Genomic DNA, 19,058 nt, shown 5'->3' on the forward strand with positions numbered 1-19,058 from the left:
GGTGCCGGTTGTGGTGGGCGGCGCCCGATGGGTGGGCGCCCGCGACTCCTCGGTCGTTCTTCAGCAAGGCAAAGGGAGCATCGTTCGTGGACACCAACCGCATCGGCACAACGCACGTGGTCGCCGGCTCGATCGGGCTCGGGGCGGCGGCGTTCGGCAACCTGTACACCGCGACGAGCGACGCCCTGGCGCACGCGACCGTCGAGGCGGCGTGGGCCGCCGGGATCCGCTGCTTCGACGTCGCGCCGCACTACGGGGTGGGCCTGGCCGAGACCCGGCTCGGGGCCGCGCTGCGCGGGCGTCCGCGCGACGCCTACACGATCTCGACCAAGGTCGGCCGGCTGCTCGTCGACGACCCGGGCGCGCCCACCGCCGCGGACGGGTTCGTCGACACGCCGCGCCGGCGACGCGTGCGCGACTACTCCGCGGACGGTGTGCGGCGCAGCCTCGAAGCCAGCCTGGAACGCCTGGGGTTGGACCGGATCGACATCGCGCTTGTGCACGACCCCGACGAACACTGGGAACAGGCCGCGCACGAGGCGGTACCCGCGCTGGTGGCACTGCGCGAGCAGGGCGTCGTGGGTGCGATCGGGGTCGGGATGAACCAGTCCGCGATGCTCGATCGTTTCGTCGCCGAAACCGATGTGGACTGCGTGCTGCTCGCCGGCCGATACACCCTGCTCGATCGCGGCGGCGCGGCGTTGCTCGACCACTGCGCCGAGCGCGGCGTCTCGGTGCTGGCGGGTGGCGTGTACAACAGCGGGTTGCTCGCCGACCCACGCCCGGGCGCGCACTTCGACTACGCACCGGCCGACGCCGACCTGCTCGCGCGGGCCCTGCGGCTGAAGGAGATCTGCGCCGGATACGACGTCCCGCTCCGGGCCGCCGCGATCGGCTTCGCCGCCGCCCACCCCGCGGTCGCCACCGTCCTGGTCGGCGCCCGCACCCCGGCCGAGGCAACCGACGCGGCCGAGATGGGCGAGTGGCACGTCCCGGCGGCCCTGTGGGCCGAACTCGCCGCCGCCGGCTGAGAACCGACTCGCCCCGCACTGGGGCAGGGCGAGCCGACGGGCCCGTTTCCCCACTGGGGAAACGGGCCCTTTTCGGTGTGCCGTACGGCTGTTGTGTCGTCGTCTCGCGTGTGGGGCTACTTGGTGACGTAGGCCGCGTCGAACTGGAGGTAGCTGCCGCCGGTCTTGGTGAGGGTCACGGTGTGCGGGCCCGAGGCGGGGAATCGGGCCGAATAGACCTTCTGGCGGGCCGCGTAGGAGCCGCCGTTGTCGGTGGTGGCGGTGCCGACCGCGACGCCGTCCAGGGTGACGTCGGCGGTTGCGTAGCCGTCGCCCATCGGGGCCAGTACGTCGACGGCGCTGCCGGTGAAGGTGATCGTGACCGAGTCGCCGTTCGTCGAGCTCCAGGTGACGTCGTCGCCGTGGTCGCCGGCGCCGCGATTGCCGGAGTGGGTCCAGGCGCCCTGGTAGGCGACGGCCGAATCGGTGTCGTTGAGCGCCGCCGGGCCCTCGACCATCCGGGCGCCGTCGATGGTGAGCCGCACGCCGGACACCTTGACCAGCTTGATCGTGTGCGTGCCCGGTGCGAGGTGGCGCGCCGCGTACAACACGGACTGCGGCTTGGGCCACCACGAGAAGCCGTCCAGCCGCTGGACGAGCGCGCCGTCGAGGTAGACGTCGTACTTGCCGCCCAGCAGGTTGCGCGGGCCCAGCACGTCGGCGGCCGTGCCGGTGAACGTGTAGGTGACCGAACCGCCGTTCGCGGTCGACGCCTGCACGTCGTCGCCGAGATCACCGCTCCACGTGTTGCTCGTGTGTTGCCACGCGCCGTCCCACGCGAAGCCGGCGTCGTCCTGGTTCACCGGCTCGGGGTCGATGCGTTCGGCGTTGCCGCGCAGGGCCTGACGCACCTCGTTGAGGATCGACAACGACTGCTCGGAGACCTTGCCGTCCTCGTACATCATCAGGTTGAAGCTGAGCGGGACCTTGCGCGAGGCGGCGTCGAGCGCCCAGTCCACGGCCTGCTTGGCGGAGAAGTTCGGGCCACCGATCTTCTGGCCGCGCAGGTGGATGCCCCAGTCGTCCTCCATCCGGAACATCGCGTGCTGGAGCAGGCCCTTTTGCGGTCCGGACCGGAAGATGCCGTTGCCGCCGACCGGTGCGCTGCCGTCGACCGCTTCGCCGTGCACCTCTTCGGCGAAGTAGGTGTCCTGGAAGTCGGTGTAACGCGGCAGGATCCACGAGTTCCAGGAGACCATGCGCCGGGGGTTGCCGGTGCGCGCGATCTTCTCCAACTCCTCGAAGGGGGCCGGGTAGTAGATCAGGCCGTCGTCGAAGAAGAAGCCGTCGAGCCTGGTGCCGTAGCGGTTGCCGATGTCCGCGACGACCTGCTTCCAGTTGGTCAGCAGCGTGCTGCGGTCGCCGGTGCCGGTGGTGTAGAAGGTGTCCGGGAACTTCTGCGTGGGCCACCAGGCGGCGTCCTCGGTGCCCAGGTGGTAGTAGAGCGTGAAGCCCAGGCCCTCGGCGTGCAGTGCGTCGGCGATCTCGCCGATCAGGTCGCGCCGGGCGGTCAGGTCGCCGTTGCCGACGATCTTGTCGATCGCCGCGTTGGGGCCGTCGACGTGGTAACCCCACCAGCTGTACGACCAGATCACGTAGGCCGCGCCGGTGCCCTTGACCATCTTGACGAAGGCCGGCACGTCGAAGTCGGCGGCCTGGCGGTCGAGCGACTTGGCCGGCCCGCCGTTCTCCGGGAAGCCCCACGAGCCGTACTGGAACATCAGGCCGTAGCCCGCCGACGCGAAGTCGGAGGTGTTCGCCCGCGCGGCGGCGATCCGCGCCTCGCGCGCCGGGCGGTCCTTCTCCCGGACCAGTTCGAGCGACTTGACCTGTGCGTCGCCGGCGAGCGTCCCGGTGCGGTCGAGCACGATCGTGGACGTGCCGGACGGCAGGGTGAGCTTGCCCGCGTCCACGCGCGCCCAGCCGCCGCCCGGCTGCACGAAGCCGGTCGCCGCGGCCGAACCCCGCACGCCGACCCGGAACGTCTGCCCCGGGGCCGCGTTGAGCATCCCGGTGATCCGGTACACGTCACCCTTGGGCACGGTGACCGTCCACGCGAGGTAGTCATCGGAGGTCTTGAAGTTCTCGACCCAGAAGTTCTTCCTGGTGTCGGGAGCGAACACGGACATCGAGGGTGTGCGCTCGGCGGCCGTGCCCATCAGGGTCGTGACGTTGTCCTTGACCGCCTTCTGGTCGACCGGCAGCGGGACCTGTCCCGCCTGCGGAACGGCGCCCGGTGCGGCGGCCGGCGCCGATTCGGCCGGTCGTGGGGCGCTCGCCGCCTGGGCGGTGGGCGCGACGACCACCAGCGGCGCGCACATGGCCGCGGTGGTCGCCAGGATGGTGCACCATCGTCTCAACATCGGTCAAGACTCCTTGCTTGTCGCCGGGAGGGTGCTGATGGATCGGCGCCGCCGCGGCCAGGCGGCGGCGCCGTACACGACTGCCCGGCGGTACGGGTGTACGGCCGGGCAGTCGCGGGTTCGGGGTGGGGCGGCGCGGTCAGCGCAGGGCAACCCCGGACGCGGCGTCGAACAGGTGGATCCGTGCGGGGTCCAGGGCCAGTTCGACCTTCGCGTCGGCCGACACGGTGCTCTCCGCCGGGAAGCGGCAGGCGATCGGCGGACCGGCCGAGGCCGCGTCGCCGCGCGCCGAACCGAGCGTCACATAGACGTTCTTCTCGGCGCCCAGGGCCTCGACGTACTCGACGATCGCCGGGATCCGCACGTGGGTCGCGGTGTCGCCGAGGATCGACGCGTCGAGCAGGTGCTCGGGCCGCACGCCCACGGTGACCGGTCCGTCGGCGTGGCCCCGGACGCTCTCGGGCAGCGGCACGCCCACGCCGCCGAGGGCCACCTCGGCGCCGGTCCCGGCACCGGCCTTCGCGCCGGTCCGCGTACCGCGCAGGTGCGCGTCGACCAGGTTCATCGGCGGCGTGCCCATGAACGACGCGACGAAGGTGTTCGCGGGGGCGCGGTAGATCTCGTCGGGCGTGCCGATCTGCTGGAGTCGGCCCTCCCTGAGCACCGCGACCCGGTGGCCCATGGTCATCGCCTCGACCTGATCGTGCGTCACGTAGACCATCGTGGTGCCGACCCGGCGCTGTAGGCGGGCGATCTCGCCGCGCATCTGTACGCGCAGTTTGGCGTCCAGGTTCGACAGCGGCTCGTCCATCAGGAACAGCGCGGCGTCGCGGATGATCGCCCGGCCCATCGCGACCCGCTGGCGCTGGCCGCCGGAGAGTTGGCCGGGCTTGCGGTCGAGGTAGTCGGTCAGTTCCAGCATCGCCGCGACCTCGCGCACCCGCCGGTCGATCTCGTCCTTGGGCCGCTTGGCCAGGCGCAGCGGGTAGGCGATGTTGCGGGCCACCGTGTAGTGCGGGTAGAGCGCGTAGTTCTGGAACACCATCGCGATGTCGCGGTCGCCCGGGTGCACGTCGTTGACGACCCGCTCGCCGATCCGCAACTCGCCGCCGGTGATCGATTCCAGGCCCGCGATCATCCGCAGCAGGGTGGACTTGCCGCAGCCCGAGGGGCCGACCAGGACCAGGAACTCGCCGTCGGCGATGTCCAGATCCATGCCGTGCACCGCGACGTGCCCGTTCGGGTAGGTCTTGGACACCTGGTCCAACATCACCTGGGCCATGAGTGCTCCAACGTGCAGAAGGGGTGGTGGGCGGTCGAGGCGGGCGCGGTCATTCCTTGACCCCGCCGCTGGTCAGGCCCGCGGTGATGAAGCGCAGACCGAAGACGACGAGCAGCAGCGCGGGCACGGCGAGCAGCACCAGCGAGGCGTTGTACTTGCCGATGTCCGACGGGCTGGTGGCCAGGTACTGCTGGAAGGACTGCACCGCCTTCGCGGCGGTCGTGTACTTCTCGTCGGTGAACAGCAGGCTCGGGAACAGGAAGTCCTGGAGCGACCACATCACGCACAGGATGGAGAGGTTGACCAGTGCGGGCCGGCACAGCGGCAGATACACCGTACGGAACACCTGCCAGTGCCCGGCCCGGTCCATCCGGGCCGCCTCGATCAGCGAATCGGGGATGTTGTCGCCGAAGTTGCGCAGCAGCAGCACCGCGAACGGCAGGGTCAGCGCGGCCTCGGGCAGCGCCACGCCGAGGTAATTGTCGAACAGACCCACCTCGCGGATCGTGTAGTACAGCGGCACCAGGATCGCGGTGCCCGGGACGGCCAGGCACAACACGATGCCGTAGTACAGCGCCTCCTTGCCGCGGAAGTGCAGTTTGGAGAAGGCGTATCCGGCGAGCGCGCCGACGCCGACCACGATGGCGGCGTGCAACGCGGCGATGATGAAGGAGTTCAGGTAGGTGTCGTAGATCGTGACGTCGCCGACCGGATCGGTGAACAGCGCGGTGTAGTTGCCCGTGCCGCCGCCTTCGAGCGACCGCTTGATCGCCGCGTAGATCGGGAAGAGCCAGATCGCGCCCATCAGCAGCAGCATGCCCTGGAGGATCCGGCGGTCGCGCTTGCGACCGGTGAGTACGCGCATGGCGTCGCTGGTCTCGGCCACGGTCTACTCCTCGGACTTCTTGCTGAAACGGAGCTGGATCGCGGACAGCAGGAGCGCGAGCAGCAGGACGACCACGGCGGCGGCCGACGCGTAGCCGACTCGGGGACCGGGCGAGGTCGCGTAGTTGTACACGTACGTGCCGGAGATCTCGGTGCCGCCGGCCGGTCCGCCCTTGGTCGAGAAGAAGACGATCTCGAAGGCGCGGAAGGACATCAGCAGGATCGAGATCACCACCGTCTTGTGGGTGGTGCGCATCAGCGGGAACAACATCGTGCGCAACAACTGCGGGAACGACGCGCCGTCCAGGACGGCCGCCTCCAGGAGCGAGGTGTTCAGCGCGCTCAGGTCGGCGGTGTAGTACATGATCGGCAGGCCGACCAGGTAGACGAAGATGCCGATGACCACGGCGTAGGCCAGGCCCGGTTCGGTCAGCCAGTGGCCGGCCAGGAAGTCCAGGTGGGCGCTGCGCAACGTCTCGTTGAGGGTGCCGTAGCGGCTTTCCATCATGCCGCCGAACACCGAGGCGATCAGCGCCACGGGCATCAGCGAGGGCACCAGGAAGACCGCGTAGAAGACCTTGCGCCCGCGGATGCCGGTGCTCAGCACGACGGCCAGGAAGAAGCCGAGGGTCAGGGCGCCGGCGACGGCGGCGGCGGCGAACACGACGTTGTTCAGCAGCGCCCGGATGAAGCGGTCGTCGGTGAACAGCAGCCGGTAGTTCTCCAGGCCGACCGACTCCGGGTCCATGAAGGACAGATCGGTGCGCTGGAGGCTGGTGCGGGCCAGGAACACGAAGCCGAAGACGTAGAACACCAGATAGAAGGCGAGGAGCGGGAGCAGGAACAGCAGCGCCGTGCGCATCATGCCCCGCTGCTGCGGGCCGTCGATCCTCTTGGCTTTGCGTGCGCGACCGGCTTTGCCTGCGCGGCGCAGGCCGGGCAGGCGGCGGGGGGCCGCCGGCCCGGCCCCGGCTGACGCGGTGCCGGCCGGGCCCGGGGCGGTGGTGGTCATGATGGGCGTCCTTGCCGATCGGGGGCGGTGCGGGCGGCTTGCCTGCCGAAGGTGGGGTCGAGGCCACCCGCGGGCATGCGGGCGGCCGTGCCGGTCGGCGCCTACTTGCTGTAGCGACCGCTGGTGAACTCCTCCTGGAGCTTCTTCGCCTCGGAGGAGGGGTCGGAGCCCTGGATGACCTTCTTGACGGTGTCGCCGGCGACCACGGTGAAGTCGCTCATGTTGTTGCGCTCGCCGACGGAGGAGTCCACGAGTTGTTGCAGCGCGGTGTACCCGGCCTTCGCGGTCTCGGTGGACAGGATGTCCGGAGCGAGGGCGAAGTCCTTCTTGCTCGGGAACAGCCCCAGATCCGCGCCCCACACGGAGACGCCGTCGCCGACGGTCAGGAACTTGAGCAACTCGGCCGCCTCCTTGGGGTGCTTGGAGTTCTTCGGGACGGCCAGGCCGGTCTCGATGAAGCCGCGCAGGGAGGGGGTCGCGGTCGGGTTCACCACGGGCAGGGCGGCGGCGCCGACGTCCTTGATGTCGATCTTGTTGGCGCTGCGGTAGCCCGGGGAGAGCATGCCCGCGTCCCAGGTACCGCCCAGGTAGAAGGCCGACTTGCCGGACGCGAACAGCTCGGTGGCGCGCGTGCCGGTCAGGTCCAGGGTGTCCTTGCCGAGCGTGCCGTCCTTGTACAGGCCCGCGTAGTCGCGCAGGGCACCGACGTACGCCTCGTTGTCCCAGCGACCCTTGCCGTAGCGGATGTCGTTGAACAGCGTGGGTGTGGTTTGCCCGGCCACGGTGAGCGCGACCTCGTCCTGGAACCACGAGTCGCCGGCCATCACGACCGGGATGCTGTCCGGCGCGGTCGCCTTGACCTTGGTGACCGCGTCCTTGAGCTCGGCCATCGTCTTGGGCACGGTGGTCACGCCGGCCCGGTCGAGCAGGTCCTTGTTGTAGAACATGGCGGCCGAGCCGAGTCGGCCCATCGGGATGAAGTAGAGCTTGCCGTCCTTGACCAGCTTGCGGCTCTGGTCGAGGGCCTTGGGCGCGAGTTGATTCAGCACGTCGTCGCCGATGCCCAGGTCGGCGATCGGGGTCAGCTTGGCGTGCAACTGCTCGGCCATCGCCGAGGTCTGCACGCCGACCAGGTCGAGCTTCTGACCGCTGTTCAGGGCCAGCGGAAGCTTCTTCTGGTAGTCGGAGTTGGTGCTGAGCTGGAGGTCGACCTTGATGTTCGGGTTCGCGGTCTCGAACGCGGCGATCGTCTTGCGGAGCGTCGCGTCGGTCGGGAACCACGTCGAGTACTTGAGGGTGACCTTGCCGTCGGTCGAGGAGGACGCACCGTCGTTGCCGCAAGCCGAGGCCACCAACGCGAACGCCGCGACACCCGCCACCGTGCCGGCGAGCCGTCGTATCCCTGAGCTCTTCATGGTTCTCCGTAAGTTGTCGGTCGACTCGCGGCTCGGATCGACCCCGTGATCGAGCCGCGCGGGGGCACCTTTCGGGGCGGCCGTGGAGGGATGTGAGGGTTTGGGTCACCCTCCAGGCGATCCCGTGCCGAGCTGGAGCTTATACATCCGATCTCTGGCCGCACAAGGGTTACGGAGTGCTGCGGCCGACTCGATACCTCGGGTCCCGTTTCGCGAGCAATCTCGGTTCCGATGCGGCTCCTTGATGCGGTATTGGTAGCGAAATAGGTGATTTGGGGTCGTGAGGCGAGTTGTTGTTTCAGTACGGACGGCAACGCATACATCGGCTCTTTGTCTCCGGTGCGTTGCCGTCCGTACGGAGATCACAGACTCCAGATCAGCGGCAGGGTCGCCTCCTTGCCGTCGGCCGAGTAGTCGTGCGACACCTGGGTCAACTCGCCCATGCGGGCCTGCCATCGGATGTTGACCGGCAGGTCGGCGAGGGAGTCGAGCAGGGCGCCGTAGTCGTCGCAGTCGAGCACGTGGAACAGGTCCAGGCCGCTGCGCCAGATGTTCCACTCGTGCACACCGGCCGCTCGGATGGCGGCGGTCAATTCGGCCGGCACCTCGCGGTGGGCCTGTTCGTACTCTTCCTCGCGGCCCGGGGCGAGTCGGGTGTGCAGGGCTACGCGCATGGGATGAACTCCTGGATGGGTGATGGGTGATGGGGGTGGTGCCGAGCCTTGACAGTGGGTCGGCCACCGCGCTTCAGTGATCGGGTCAATTCTTGAGGGTTGTTGCCGTTTCTCCGGCGACTCGCACTCTAGGCAACCCAATGATCCGATGACTATCTCTCAGGTACAGGAGATCCAGGCGTGACCGTTTCGGCGCTTGTGGACGCGCATCATCACCTGTGGGACACGGCGGAGCGCGAGTACGGGTGGATGGACGGCGCCTGGGCGGACCCGCTGCGCGGTCGGTTCGGGCCGGGCGAACTCGCGGCGGCGGTCGGGCACCGCGGGCAGGTGGCCACCATCGCCGTCCAGGCGGTGGCCGACACCGCGGAGAGCGCCGAGCTGCTGGCGATCGCGGCCGATCCGGGCACACCGGTCGCTGCGGTGGTCGGCTGGGTCGACCTGACCGCCCGGGACGCCGCCGATTCGATCGCCGCGCTGCGTGCCGGTCCGGGCGGGAAGCACCTGGTCGGGATCCGGCACCTGGTACAGGACGAGCCCGACCCGGACTGGCTGCTGCGCCCGGACGTGGCCCGCGCGCTGGCCGAGCTGACCCGCGCGGGCCTGGTGTACGACCTCCTGGTCAAGCCGCCGCAACTGGCCGCCGCGGTCCGGGTGGCCCGGGCGCATCCGGAACTGTCCTTCGTGCTCGACCACATCGGCAAGCCCGAGATCGGCACCGGCGACCGGGAGCCGTGGGCCGCGGCGATCCGCGACATCGCCGCGCTGCCCAATGTCACGGTCAAACTGTCCGGTGTCGTCACCGAAGCCGACTGGCGGGAATGGACGGTCGCCGAGGTTCTTCCGTACGCGCGCCACGCGTTGGAGACCTTCGGTCCGCAACGCACGATGTTCGGCTCGGACTGGCCGGTCTGCACCCTCGCCGCGTCCTACGACGAGGTGTTCTCGCTTGCCGCACGCACCTGCGCCGACCTGTCGACGGCCGAGCGTGACCGCGTCTTCGGCGGCACGGCCCGGACGGTGTACGGCTTCTGACCGGGGCAAAGGCGTGCCGGGTGGGCCGTCGGCCGGGGTGACGGCCCGTGGTGGGTCGGGTCAGCAGGCGTTCAGGATGGTGGTGAGGGCGCTCTTCTCGCCGGCGTCGACGGTGAGCGCGTAGTCGTGCTTGACCTGGACCCAGGCTCGGGCGTAGGTGCAGCGGTAGGACGTCTGCGGGAGCCACTCGGCGGGGTCCTTGTCGCCCTTCGAGCGGTTGGACGAGGCCGAGACGGCGATGAGTTGCGGGGCGGTCACGTCGTTGGCGAAGGCGCGCCGTCGGGTCGTGGTCCAGGCCCACGCGCCGGACGCCCAGGCTTCGGACAGCGGTACCACGTGGTCGATGTCGAACGTCGACGGGTTGGTGGTGACCACGTTGTCGTAGGCGCTGGTCCAGGTACCGGAGGTCGCGGTACACGCGCTGTTGGTGGTCACGCCGCTACCGTCGCGCTTGAGGATCCATTCGCGGGTGTCGCAGGTCCCGGAGATGGTGATCCAGGTCGGGAACAGGTCGCGGTCGTAGCTGTCGCCGTGCGTCTCGGCGGTCGCGGTCATGCCGGCCAGGTGGGAGCGGGCGGTCGCCGCGGATATCGGCGTGGGCAGCGCGGCCTGCGCGGGGATGGTCGCGGCGGCGCTCGCGGCGAGGGCAAGTCCGGCTATGCATATGGTGGTTGCGGCACGGCGCAGTGCGGTCGCGGTGGTCATGACGGGGCCTCCCGAGGGTGGTGGCGGCATCCGGCCCGGACCCGGGCGCGGATCGGCGCGCCCAGCGTGCCCGAGCCGCCCGGTCCTCCGGGACCCCGCACGGCATGAATTCTTGGTGACGCGGGCCCGCCGAGGTCCGTACACGCGTGGGTGTCCGCCGTGAACTCGGCGATCCGACAGGCGGGTTCGCCCCGTCGGGCGGGCGCGGCCGGCGGGGGCGGGCCGGCCGGGCGGGGAACGGGCGGCGGGTTCGGCGCGTCGGAACCTCGTGGGCTCCGTGCGGAGTCGACCCGCGCACTGCACGAACCGGAGGATGTCCATGCTCTTTGGTCGACGATCGGCCGACCTCGGCCCCAGGAACGGAGGCCGCGCCCTCGCCCGCCGGGCCCGCGAACTGGCCGCCGAGGGCAAGGAGCGCCGTGCCCTGGTCCGCGCGTCCACCGCATACGAGTTGCTCAGCGACGACTGGCCGGTCCTGGACGCGTTCGCCACCGCGACCGCCTTCGAGGACTGCGCCGCGGCCTTCACCGCGTTCGGCAGGCACACGATGGCCTTCCGCTGCCTGAGTGCCGCCGTCGAGGTGCTGAGACGGCTATGCGTGGACGAGCCCGGGAACGGGGCCGCGCACGTGCGATTCGGCGTTCTCGGCTACGCGGCCTACACGTCGGCGGTGGCCGGCGGCCGGGATCCGGCGGCGCTGGTGGACGTGTTGGAGTTCACGGTCCGCGCCCTGGGGACCGCCCTGGAACTGGGCCACGTCGAACCGGACACGCTGATCGAGGTGGCGAAGGCACTGGCCGACCGCTACGAGGAGGCGGGCCGCGTCGACGAGGCGGCGGCCGTGCGGCGATCGGCGGAGGACCTGGCCGAATCGCACTGACCCGGCTCGGCCGGTCGGCGCCGCTCACGGGGCGGGGCGCGGTGCCGACCGGCGATCGACGGGTGGGTTCAGAGGGTGGCCACGTCGGAGTCGGTCACCGCTACCTCGACCGAGCGGGTACCGCCCAGCAGGCCCGGAAGAGTGAAGGCCACGTCGAGGCGTCCGTCGAACCGACGGCCGACGACCACACCCCGGGCACCCGCGGGAATCGACTGGGCGAGCGTCCCGCCGAGGTCCCGGACCGCCTCGACCTTCGTTCCGATCTCCACAACGGGCCTTCCTCGTCGTCGTCGGGCAGGGGTTGCGTGTTGCCGGCCCCGGCCCCGGCCCCGGCCCCGGCCCCGGCCCCGGCCCCGGCTCCCGCCCCGGTGCCGGTCCGCCTGCGGAGCGGGTGGAGGGGTGGAGGGGTGGGCGGCGACGGGTGGCCTGGTTCGTTCACGGTTGCGGGTCCACATCGGTGCCGCGGTCCTGTTGCAGGCGCCACAGCTCGGCGAACAACCCGTCGGCATCGGCGAGGAGTTCCTCGAACGTGCCGCGCTGCACCACCCGGCCCGACTCCATCACCACGATCTCGTCGGCCACCGCCACGTTGGCCAGGCGGTGGGTGACCAGGACCACGGCGCTGCCCCGGGCGATGTCGCGCAGCCCGGCGAAGATGCGATGTTCGGCTCGGGGGTCGAGGGCGGAGGTGGGTTCGTCCAGACAGATCAGGCCCGGTTCCGCGTACAGGGCGCGGGCGATGCCGAAGCGCTGCCACTGCCCCACGGACGGGTCGATGCCGCCCCACCACTCCCGGGCCAGCAACGTGGCGAGGCCGCGCGGGAGGCCGGCGATGACGTCGTCCGCCCCGGAGGCCGCCGCCGCCCGATCGAGCGCGTCGGCGTCGTCGGCGCGAGGTTGCCCGAGGTTGATGTTCAGCCGGGCGGACAGCGGCCAACGGGCGATCTCCTGGGGCACGTAGCCGAGATGGGCCCAGGCGGCGTGCGGGTCCAGCTCCGCGACGTCGGTCCCGTCCCAGCTCACCCGGCCCTCGTGCGACAGGTAGAGGCCGCACAGGAGCCGGGAGAGGGTGGACTTGCCGGAGCCGTTCTCGCCGACCAGGGCCAGGATCCGGCCCCTGCGCACCTCCAGGTCGACGCCGGCCACGGCGGCGGTCGCCTTGCCCGGATAGTGGTAGGTGACGTTCTCCGCGCGTACGACGACCGGCGACTTTGGGGCGAGGGTGCCCCGCTTCATGCCGTGGCCGCCGGCTTCGTCGAGGAAGCGGGCCCAGTCGTCGAGGTAGAGGCCGACGCTGTACAGCCGGCTGCCCGAGATCACCAGGCCGCCCAGTGCGGTGCCGACGGTGCGCAGCGCGATGACGGCGGTGCCGGCGGCGGCCACCGACATCCGGCCGCTGGAGAGCAGGTAGGCCAGGGTGGCCCAGACCAGGCTCGCGGCCAGGCCGCCCATGGCGGCGCCGACCAGACCGATCTTCGCGGTGGTCCAGGCACCGGCCTGGGTGACGCGTTGCACGCGCTCGGCGGCGATCGAGTATCGGTTCAGCAGGTACGGCGCCATCGTGCAGGCGCGCACCTGGTCGGCCCAGCGTTGGTCGGAGATGTGCCAGCGCAGCATGTTGAGCAGCCGGCGCTCGTCCTGGGTGCGCAGGGTGGTCAGGTACTCGACCCTGGCCCCGCGTACCGCGGCGACTCCGCGCGGGAGCGCGCCGAGCAGGAGCAACGGGAGCAGTACCGGATGCAGGATGGTGAGCACGGACGCGGCGGCGATCAGGGACGCGCAGGCGGCGAGCACGTCCTGGGACTGCGGCATCAGGCCGCGCATCGACTGTAGACCGCGATCCGCCGCGTCCCACCGGTCCTGGTAGCCGGGATGGTTGTAGGCGGCCAACTCGGCGCGGGAGGCGGCCTGGAGGAGCAGCCATTCGGATTCGCGGGCCAGGCGAGGGGTGACCCGCGCGGACAGGCCGACGACGGCGATGCCCAGTACGGCGCGCAGGCCGACCGCGGAGGCGAGCAGGACGATCGAGGGCAGCGCCTCGCGCAGGCGGTCGGCCACGTCGCCGGCGGAGATCAGGGCGGTGATCGTGCCCGTCGTCGCGAGCAGGCCGCCGGCCTCCAGGAGTCCGGCGAGGACCTGGCACACCAGCAGCGCGACCAGCGCGCCCGGATCGGCCCGCCAGGCCAGGCGCATCGCGCGCCTGATCAGTCGGGGCAGGCGGGCCGCCATCGCCCGGGTGGTGATCCTGGTCAGCGCCTCCTCGGTGTCGCGTCCGGGTGGCGCGAACCGCGGTTCCTGGTCCGCGGGTTCGGCGGCGGTCGGGTCGGTCGCGCGCTGTTCGGCGGCGGTCGGACCGGTCGGTCGATCGCTGCCGACCTGGTGGGGGATGCCGGCGGAGTCGGGTTTCGACCGGGGCGAGGAGGGGTCTCCTCCGGTGGCTTTCGTGGTCATCGCGGTGCCTCCTGGCGGTGCGGGCGAGGTCGCCTGCGGGAGTGTCCGCTCATGCTTCTGGCGTGTGTCCGGACCCGGCAGAGCGCACGGATGTGCGACCGAGGCGCGGGGGCGAGGAGGGCGCCCGGACCGGACGCTCGACCAAACGTGTCGCTGCCGGGCGTGCTCGGAACGGTCTCCGGGAAGGACCGTGCCGGGGCCGGGATTTCGTCGGTGACCGCACTGTGCGCCGGGCGTACGCGGTGGGGCACGGCATCGTCGCGAACCGCGACGACACACCGGCGCCGGGCCGCCGCGGCCGGTCGCCGGCGGCCGGTTCAGTCGGTCGTGCCGCCGGTGGGGACGGTGCGTTCGAAGAAGGTTTCCAGCACGATGGTCGCCTGGGTGCTGCTCACCCCGTCGATCGCGTGGATGCGGCGCAGCACGTCCTGCATCGCCTCGGTCGAGGCGGTGCGGACCTTGAGCAGCACCGAGGCCGTTCCGGCGATCACATGCGCCTCCTGGATCTCGGCGACGGCGGCGAAGGCCGGCCCGGAGTCGCCCATCCAGGCCACCGAGTCGACGGTGACGAAGGCCAGTACGTCCAGCCCCACCGCCGCCGGGTCCACGTCGACGGCGGTACGGCGGATGACGCCGCTCGCCCGCAGCTTGCGCACCCGTTCGTGTGCGGCGCCGGCGGACAGTCCCACCTCCCGGCCGAGTTCGGCGTAGGTGCGGCCGGCGTCGTGCTGGAGCAGGGCGAGCAGGTCCCGATCGATGTCGTCCATGGGGTGTGCCCTGCTCCTCCGTAGTCGCGCCGAGCGTGCCGATCGCGGCGGCTCGATGGTAGCGAGCCACCTTGTGCGAGTTGCATCGGGCCTTGACGTCACCGAATCATATTCTGTATTCATGCAGAGAACCAAGATGCTGTTCGGTGACTGCAAGGAGTTGCGAGACGATGTCCGACACCCGCATCCCGATCTACGACGTGATCGACGAACGTTTCCGGACGCAGCGCTGCGTCTTCGGCGACGATCGGCTGGAGACCCTGCACGCCGGCGGTCGTTGGTCGGAGGGACCGCTCTACTTCCCGGCGGGCCGCTTCCTGATCTGGAGCGACATCCCCAACGACCGCATGTTGCGCTGGGACGAGAGCACCGGCGTCGTCGGCGTCTTCCGCTCGCCGGCCGGGCATCCCAACGGCAACACCCTCGACGGGCAGGGCCGCCTGGTCACCTGCGAACAGGGCAACCGCCGGGTCACCCGCACCGAACACGACGGCTCCGTAACGGTGTTGGCCGATCGCTTCGGTGGCAAGCGGCTGAACAGTCCCAACGACGCCGTGGTGCACTCGGACGGCTCGATCTACTTCTCCGACCCCGACTTCGGCATCACCAGCGACTACGAGGGGTACCGCGCGAAGAGCGAGATCGGAGCGACCAACGTCTATCGCATCGACCCGGTGAGCGCCGAAGTGCGCCTGGTGGCCGACGGGTTCGCCGGGCCGAACGGGCTGGTGTTGTCCCCGGACGAGCAGCGGCTCTACGTCTCGGACACTCGGGCCAACCACGTTCGGGTCTTCGACGTGCGCGCGGACGGGACCCTGTCCGAGGGCGCCGTCTTCGTCGAATGTCGGCCGGGCGAAGGCCGGTTCGACAACATCCGCTTCGACGACGGGGGCCGCCTGTGGGTCGCCGCGATGGCCGACGGCGTGCACTGCTACGACCCCGACGGCACCCTCATCGGCCGCATCCGCACCCCCGAACCGGTCGCCAACATCACCTTCGGCGGCCCCAAGCTCAACCGCATGTTCCTCGCCGCCAACACCACGCTGTACTCGCTGGTCATGTCCGTCACGGGCACCTCCCGACTTCCCGGACGCGGGCACCCGCGCATGGACTGACCACCCGCGCCTGCCCCGCGACGTGGCGGCGATTACTCGGCTCCGGCAGTCGCTTCCGGCAAACCGCACAGGCCGAGCGCGACTTGGAGCGCACCCGGGTCGCCCGGTTGCGGGCTGCGGCGAATCGGTACCCGGCCGACCGTCGGCTGGTCACCGAACTGTGCGCGAACAGTGTCCGGTTCGCCGAGCCGTGGGACTCCGCGGGCAGTGGCCCGGCCGGAGGCAGCGCGCAAGACCGTCGACCATCCGCGGATGGGCGAACCGACGCCGGACCGCGACCCGCGCATTCCGGTCTACACAGCCGACCCCGCACCCGGGACGCCGAACGACTCGCGCTGCTCGGTGTCCCGGGTACCCGGACGCCCGTGGGATGAGCTCCCCGGGGCCGGACAGGGCCTAGCGGACGGCCAGCATCGGCAGTCGGGAGCGGGCGGAGTGGGCGGCGATGGTGGCCCAGATGGTGACCAGGTCGATCACGCCGTTCGGGTCGGGCGCCTCGCAGCGGACGGTGAGCTGGTCCACCCGCTCGGCGCCCGGCGTGGCCGCGGCGAGCTCGGCGGCCAGCGGGATCTGGAAGCCGACCTCGAAGACGAACTTCTCCGGCAGCTCCAACGGCTCCACGGTCGCCGCCTTCTCCACGGCCGCCGCCGCGCCGGCCCGGATCAGGTCCTGGGCGGTGGACGGATGCACGCTGTTCGCCGCGTGCACGCCCTCGGCGGTCTTGACCGGGACGGTGAGCACGCCCGGGAACGCCGCGGCCGTTGCCGCACAGACCTCGTTGTCGCCGGTCACCAGGCCGATCGGCACGCCGTGCTGGGCCGCGAGCAGGCCGTTGACCTCGGCCTCGGTCACGGGTCGGTTGTTCAGTCGCACCGCGCCGAAGTCGGACGAGAAGGTGTGCGCGAGCACGCCCGGTGCGCCGGCCGCCGCGTGGTAGCCGATGAACAGCGCCACCCCGTGGTTCGTGCCGAGGCCGCTCGCCATGCACTGGGCCTTGGGGCTGCCCTGGATCACCCGGGCCCGCGGGTCCAGGTCGCGCGCGAGCAGGTTGTCCATCGTGCCGTGACTGTCGTTGATCAGGACATGCTCCGCACCCGCCGCGAACGCTCCCTCGATGGCCGCGTTCGCCTCGCCGGTCATCATCTCCTGTGCGTTGCGATAGCCGCCGCCCCCGCGCACGATCTGGTCGATGGTGGCGATGCCCGCGATGCCTTCCATGTCGATCGAGATGTATACGTCCATCGGGTTCTCCCGTTCGTTGCCCTGCTCGGCCGGTTCGCGGGGGCGCGGGACGCCCCGCCGAGCATCACCCGGATCACCCCGTTTCGGCGTTGGCGATTCGCACAGGTTCGCCGTCGGTTCTTCGTCGTCGGCGACGAGCCGGGGTTTGCGCGCGCTGCCTACCGTGAGCGCTCACCGCGGCGCTCCCGCCGCCCATCCAGGAGGTGCTCGCCCATGGCACGATCCGCCACGCCCCCGGCCGCCACACCGTCGTCCGGTCGCCCGGATCTGTCGCGGACGACGGCGTCCCTGCCGACGCCCGAATACCTCGGGGCCCGGCTGGCCGAGCTGGCCGAGAAGGCGGGCATGCCCGGCGCGAGCATCGCGGTTCGGGTGGGCGATCGCACCGTGGCCGCGGCGGTGGGCGTGCTCGACGTCGAGACCGGCTACCCCGCGACGACCGACTCGCTGTTCCAGGTCGGCTCGATCACCAAGGTGTGGACCACGACCCTGGTGATGCAGCTCGTGGACGAGGGCCTGATCGACCTGGATGTGCCGATCCGCACCTACCTCCCCGACTTCCGGCTCGTCGACGAGGACGCGGCCGCTCGGGTGACGGTACGTCACCTGCTGTGTCACACCGGAGGCTTCGAGGGCGAGCTGTACGACGACCACGGGCCCGGGCACGACGCGTTGGCGCGCCTGGAGGCGAGCCTGGCGACCGCCGGCACGCACCTCTTCGCACCGGGCGAGACGTTCTCCTACTGCAACAGCGGATTCGATCTGCTCGGCCGCCTGGTCGAGGTGTTGACCGGGCGCACCTGGGAAGCGGCCCTGCGCGAACGGGTGTTCACGCCGCTCGGCATCACCGAGGTGGCCAACGACGCGAGCGAGTCGATTCTGCACCGCACGGCCATCGGCCACCTGGGCGGACCGGACGGCACGCCGGTCAAGGCGCCCGTCCACCACATGTCCCGCGCCGGCGGCCCCTCGGGGGGCATGTTGGCGACGAGCGCGCGGGAACTGCTGGTGTTCGCCGACGCACACATCCGCCGGGGGCTGCTGCCGAACGGCACGCGCCTGTTGTCGGAGGAGTCCGCGCGAGCGATGTGCGAACCGCAGGTCGAGATCATCGGGGACGGCCGGCTCGGCAGGTCGTGGGGCCTGGGCTGGAACCTGTACGACTGGCCCGGCGAGCCCGTCATCGGCCACGACGGCGGCACGATCGGTCACGGCGCGATGTTGCGCGTGGTGCCCTCGCGCGAGTTCTCGGTCGCGGTGCTGACCAACGGCGGTGCCCTGTACGGCGTCTTCGACCTGGTCCGCGAACTGCTCACCACCCTCGGCGGCGTCGAGGTCCGGGAACTGCCCACGCCGCCCGCCGAACCGGTGGCGATCGACGCCGACTACGTGGTCGGCCGCTATGCGTCGGCGTCCGCGCAGATCGACGTCGCCGACACCGAGGACGGTCTGACCTTCACCACGCGCTGCATCGGGCCGATCGCCGAACTGGTCGGCGACGAGGCGGTCACCAGCCGTGTCGTGCCGCTGGACGCGCGGACCCTGATCGCCGCCGAACCCCAGGGCGGCCGACACCCGTCGTACGTCTTCCTCGGCGCGGGCAAGCAGGCCGAATTCCTGCACATGGGCCGAGCCCTGCGCCGAGTCGGCTGAACCGGCCGACGGCGACGGAGGGTTGAGGCCAGGCGAGGCGCCCCGGCCCGCTCGCCTGCGGCACACCTCGCGGCGGGCTACGACATCGCGTCGCGCAGGGCGACGATCACCGTTTCGGGTGGGTGTACCTCGGTGGCCGCGTGTTCGACCGCCGCCAGGACGTCGGCGAACCGGTCCGGTTCCGCCGCGTCCAGCACGTCCCGAGCCCAGTGCGCGAGCCGGCTGGGGTCGGGTGGGACGTCCGGCAACACCAGGTCCGATATCGCTGCGGCGGGCCGTGCCGGCGGACGCCGCTCGGCGGGGCGCGACTTCGGCACCCTGGGGCGTGAGTCGTGGAGCAGGCGCCGTACCCGCGCGCCCTGCGACGGCTCGGCCGGGCCGAGGGCGGCCGGATCGGGTGCGGCCGGCGGGGCGGGTTCGGGGGCCCGCCACGCGGTCAGGTCGGGGAGTCGGCCTTCGGAGCCCCAGCGGCCGATCGGCAACCGGACCTTGTCCGGGTGCACGCACAC

The 19,058-nt window shown here is 71.1% G+C and carries 16 protein-coding genes and 1 pseudogene; 5 read left to right on the plus strand and 12 right to left on the minus strand.

All coding sequences use genetic code 11. The annotated features are described in order from the left end of the window. Positions 1-86 precede the first annotated feature (86 nt). Complete coding sequence (locus ACFXMF_RS38190) at positions 87-1,031, plus strand: aldo/keto reductase (protein ID WP_360311576.1); 945 nt, start codon at positions 87-89, stop codon at positions 1,029-1,031. Positions 1,032-1,147: 116 nt separating this feature from the next. On the opposite strand, the gene ACFXMF_RS38195 is transcribed toward ACFXMF_RS38190, so the two are convergent. The 6 genes from ACFXMF_RS38195 to ACFXMF_RS38220 form a co-directional block, all read right to left on the minus strand. Continuing rightward, the gene (locus tag ACFXMF_RS38195) at positions 1,148-3,433 is read right to left on the minus strand and encodes an alpha-L-fucosidase (RefSeq protein ID WP_379992841.1); all 2,286 of its coding nucleotides are present in this window, start codon (positions 3,431-3,433) and stop codon (positions 1,148-1,150) included. A gap of 139 nt (positions 3,434-3,572) precedes the next feature. Beyond that, a complete protein-coding gene (locus ACFXMF_RS38200) occupies positions 3,573-4,715 on the minus strand; it encodes a sn-glycerol-3-phosphate ABC transporter ATP-binding protein UgpC (RefSeq protein ID WP_360311572.1) in 1,143 nt (380 codons plus the stop codon). Positions 4,716-4,764: 49 nt separating this feature from the next. After that, complete coding sequence (locus ACFXMF_RS38205; RefSeq protein ID WP_379992781.1) at positions 4,765-5,601, minus strand: carbohydrate ABC transporter permease; 837 nt, start codon at positions 5,599-5,601, stop codon at positions 4,765-4,767. Positions 5,602-5,604: 3 nt separating this feature from the next. Then, a complete protein-coding gene (locus tag ACFXMF_RS38210) occupies positions 5,605-6,612 on the minus strand; it encodes a sugar ABC transporter permease (RefSeq protein WP_360311568.1) in 1,008 nt (335 codons plus the stop codon). A gap of 101 nt (positions 6,613-6,713) precedes the next feature. Then, a complete protein-coding gene (locus ACFXMF_RS38215; protein ID WP_360311566.1) occupies positions 6,714-8,027 on the minus strand; it encodes an extracellular solute-binding protein in 1,314 nt (437 codons plus the stop codon). A gap of 362 nt (positions 8,028-8,389) precedes the next feature. After that, positions 8,390-8,701: an L-rhamnose mutarotase gene (locus ACFXMF_RS38220; protein WP_360311564.1), complete on the minus strand. Its 312-nt coding sequence runs from the start codon at positions 8,699-8,701 to the stop codon at positions 8,390-8,392. A 180-nt stretch (positions 8,702-8,881) separates the two neighbouring features. On the opposite strand from ACFXMF_RS38220, the gene ACFXMF_RS38225 reads away from it, so the two are divergent. Then, positions 8,882-9,736 (plus strand): amidohydrolase family protein, encoded by an 855-nt coding sequence (locus ACFXMF_RS38225; RefSeq protein ID WP_379989808.1) that lies wholly within the window; start codon positions 8,882-8,884, stop codon positions 9,734-9,736. Positions 9,737-9,796: 60 nt separating this feature from the next. Here ACFXMF_RS38225 and ACFXMF_RS38230 read toward each other — a convergent pair whose 3' ends face one another. Further along, the gene (locus tag ACFXMF_RS38230) at positions 9,797-10,441 is read right to left on the minus strand and encodes an HNH endonuclease family protein (RefSeq protein ID WP_379989807.1); all 645 of its coding nucleotides are present in this window, start codon (positions 10,439-10,441) and stop codon (positions 9,797-9,799) included. A 313-nt stretch (positions 10,442-10,754) separates the two neighbouring features. Between ACFXMF_RS38230 and ACFXMF_RS38235 the strand changes: the two genes are divergently transcribed. Next, entirely contained in the window at positions 10,755-11,321 is a 567-nt protein-coding gene (locus ACFXMF_RS38235; protein WP_379989806.1) for a hypothetical protein, read from the plus strand. A 68-nt stretch (positions 11,322-11,389) separates the two neighbouring features. Here ACFXMF_RS38235 and ACFXMF_RS38240 read toward each other — a convergent pair whose 3' ends face one another. The 3 genes from ACFXMF_RS38240 to ACFXMF_RS38250 form a co-directional block, all read right to left on the minus strand. Further along, a complete protein-coding gene (locus ACFXMF_RS38240; protein ID WP_360311558.1) occupies positions 11,390-11,590 on the minus strand; it encodes a hypothetical protein in 201 nt (66 codons plus the stop codon). A 166-nt stretch (positions 11,591-11,756) separates the two neighbouring features. Then, positions 11,757-13,772, minus strand: coding sequence for an ATP-binding cassette domain-containing protein (locus ACFXMF_RS38245; RefSeq protein ID WP_379989805.1), 2,016 nt, complete (start codon positions 13,770-13,772; stop codon positions 11,757-11,759). 317 nt (positions 13,773-14,089) lie between these two features. Further along, entirely contained in the window at positions 14,090-14,539 is a 450-nt protein-coding gene (locus ACFXMF_RS38250) for an Lrp/AsnC family transcriptional regulator (protein ID WP_360311554.1), read from the minus strand. 170 nt (positions 14,540-14,709) lie between these two features. On the opposite strand from ACFXMF_RS38250, the gene ACFXMF_RS38255 reads away from it, so the two are divergent. After that, positions 14,710-15,654: an SMP-30/gluconolactonase/LRE family protein gene (locus ACFXMF_RS38255; protein WP_360311552.1), complete on the plus strand. Its 945-nt coding sequence runs from the start codon at positions 14,710-14,712 to the stop codon at positions 15,652-15,654. A 396-nt stretch (positions 15,655-16,050) separates the two neighbouring features. Here ACFXMF_RS38255 and ACFXMF_RS38260 read toward each other — a convergent pair whose 3' ends face one another. Beyond that, positions 16,051-16,896 carry a M55 family metallopeptidase gene (locus tag ACFXMF_RS38260; protein WP_360311550.1) on the minus strand — a complete coding sequence of 282 codons (846 nt, stop codon included), beginning with the start codon at positions 16,894-16,896 and terminating at the stop codon, positions 16,051-16,053. 213 nt (positions 16,897-17,109) lie between these two features. Between ACFXMF_RS38260 and ACFXMF_RS38265 the strand changes: the two genes are divergently transcribed. Beyond that, a complete protein-coding gene (locus ACFXMF_RS38265; RefSeq protein WP_379989804.1) occupies positions 17,110-18,549 on the plus strand; it encodes a serine hydrolase domain-containing protein in 1,440 nt (479 codons plus the stop codon). Positions 18,550-18,626: 77 nt separating this feature from the next. On the opposite strand, the pseudogene ACFXMF_RS38270 reads toward ACFXMF_RS38265, so the two are convergent. Then, positions 18,627-19,058, minus strand: a pseudogene (locus tag ACFXMF_RS38270) (hypothetical protein); the annotation flags it as partial.

Source organism: Embleya sp. NPDC059213 (assembly GCF_042754445.1).
Classification (GTDB): domain Bacteria; phylum Actinomycetota; class Actinomycetes; order Streptomycetales; family Streptomycetaceae; genus Embleya.

Coding starts and splice junctions, on each gene's coding strand:
- ACFXMF_RS38195 (WP_379992841.1), bottom strand. CDS start 3,433: ATGTTGAGACGATGGTGCACCATCCTGGCGACCACCGCGGCCATGTGC.
- ACFXMF_RS38200 (WP_360311572.1), bottom strand. CDS start 4,715: ATGGCCCAGGTGATGTTGGACCAGGTGTCCAAGACCTACCCGAACGGG.
- ACFXMF_RS38210 (WP_360311568.1), bottom strand. CDS start 6,612: ATGACCACCACCGCCCCGGGCCCGGCCGGCACCGCGTCAGCCGGGGCC.
- ACFXMF_RS38215 (WP_360311566.1), bottom strand. CDS start 8,027: ATGAAGAGCTCAGGGATACGACGGCTCGCCGGCACGGTGGCGGGTGTC.
- ACFXMF_RS38220 (WP_360311564.1), bottom strand. CDS start 8,701: ATGCGCGTAGCCCTGCACACCCGACTCGCCCCGGGCCGCGAGGAAGAG.
- ACFXMF_RS38230 (WP_379989807.1), bottom strand. CDS start 10,441: ATGACCACCGCGACCGCACTGCGCCGTGCCGCAACCACCATATGCATA.
- ACFXMF_RS38235 (WP_379989806.1), top strand. CDS start 10,755: ATGTCCATGCTCTTTGGTCGACGATCGGCCGACCTCGGCCCCAGGAAC.
- ACFXMF_RS38245 (WP_379989805.1), bottom strand. CDS start 13,772: ATGACCACGAAAGCCACCGGAGGAGACCCCTCCTCGCCCCGGTCGAAA.
- ACFXMF_RS38250 (WP_360311554.1), bottom strand. CDS start 14,539: ATGGACGACATCGATCGGGACCTGCTCGCCCTGCTCCAGCACGACGCC.
- ACFXMF_RS38255 (WP_360311552.1), top strand. CDS start 14,710: ATGTCCGACACCCGCATCCCGATCTACGACGTGATCGACGAACGTTTC.
- ACFXMF_RS38260 (WP_360311550.1), bottom strand. CDS start 16,896: ATGGACGTATACATCTCGATCGACATGGAAGGCATCGCGGGCATCGCC.
- ACFXMF_RS38265 (WP_379989804.1), top strand. CDS start 17,110: ATGGCACGATCCGCCACGCCCCCGGCCGCCACACCGTCGTCCGGTCGC.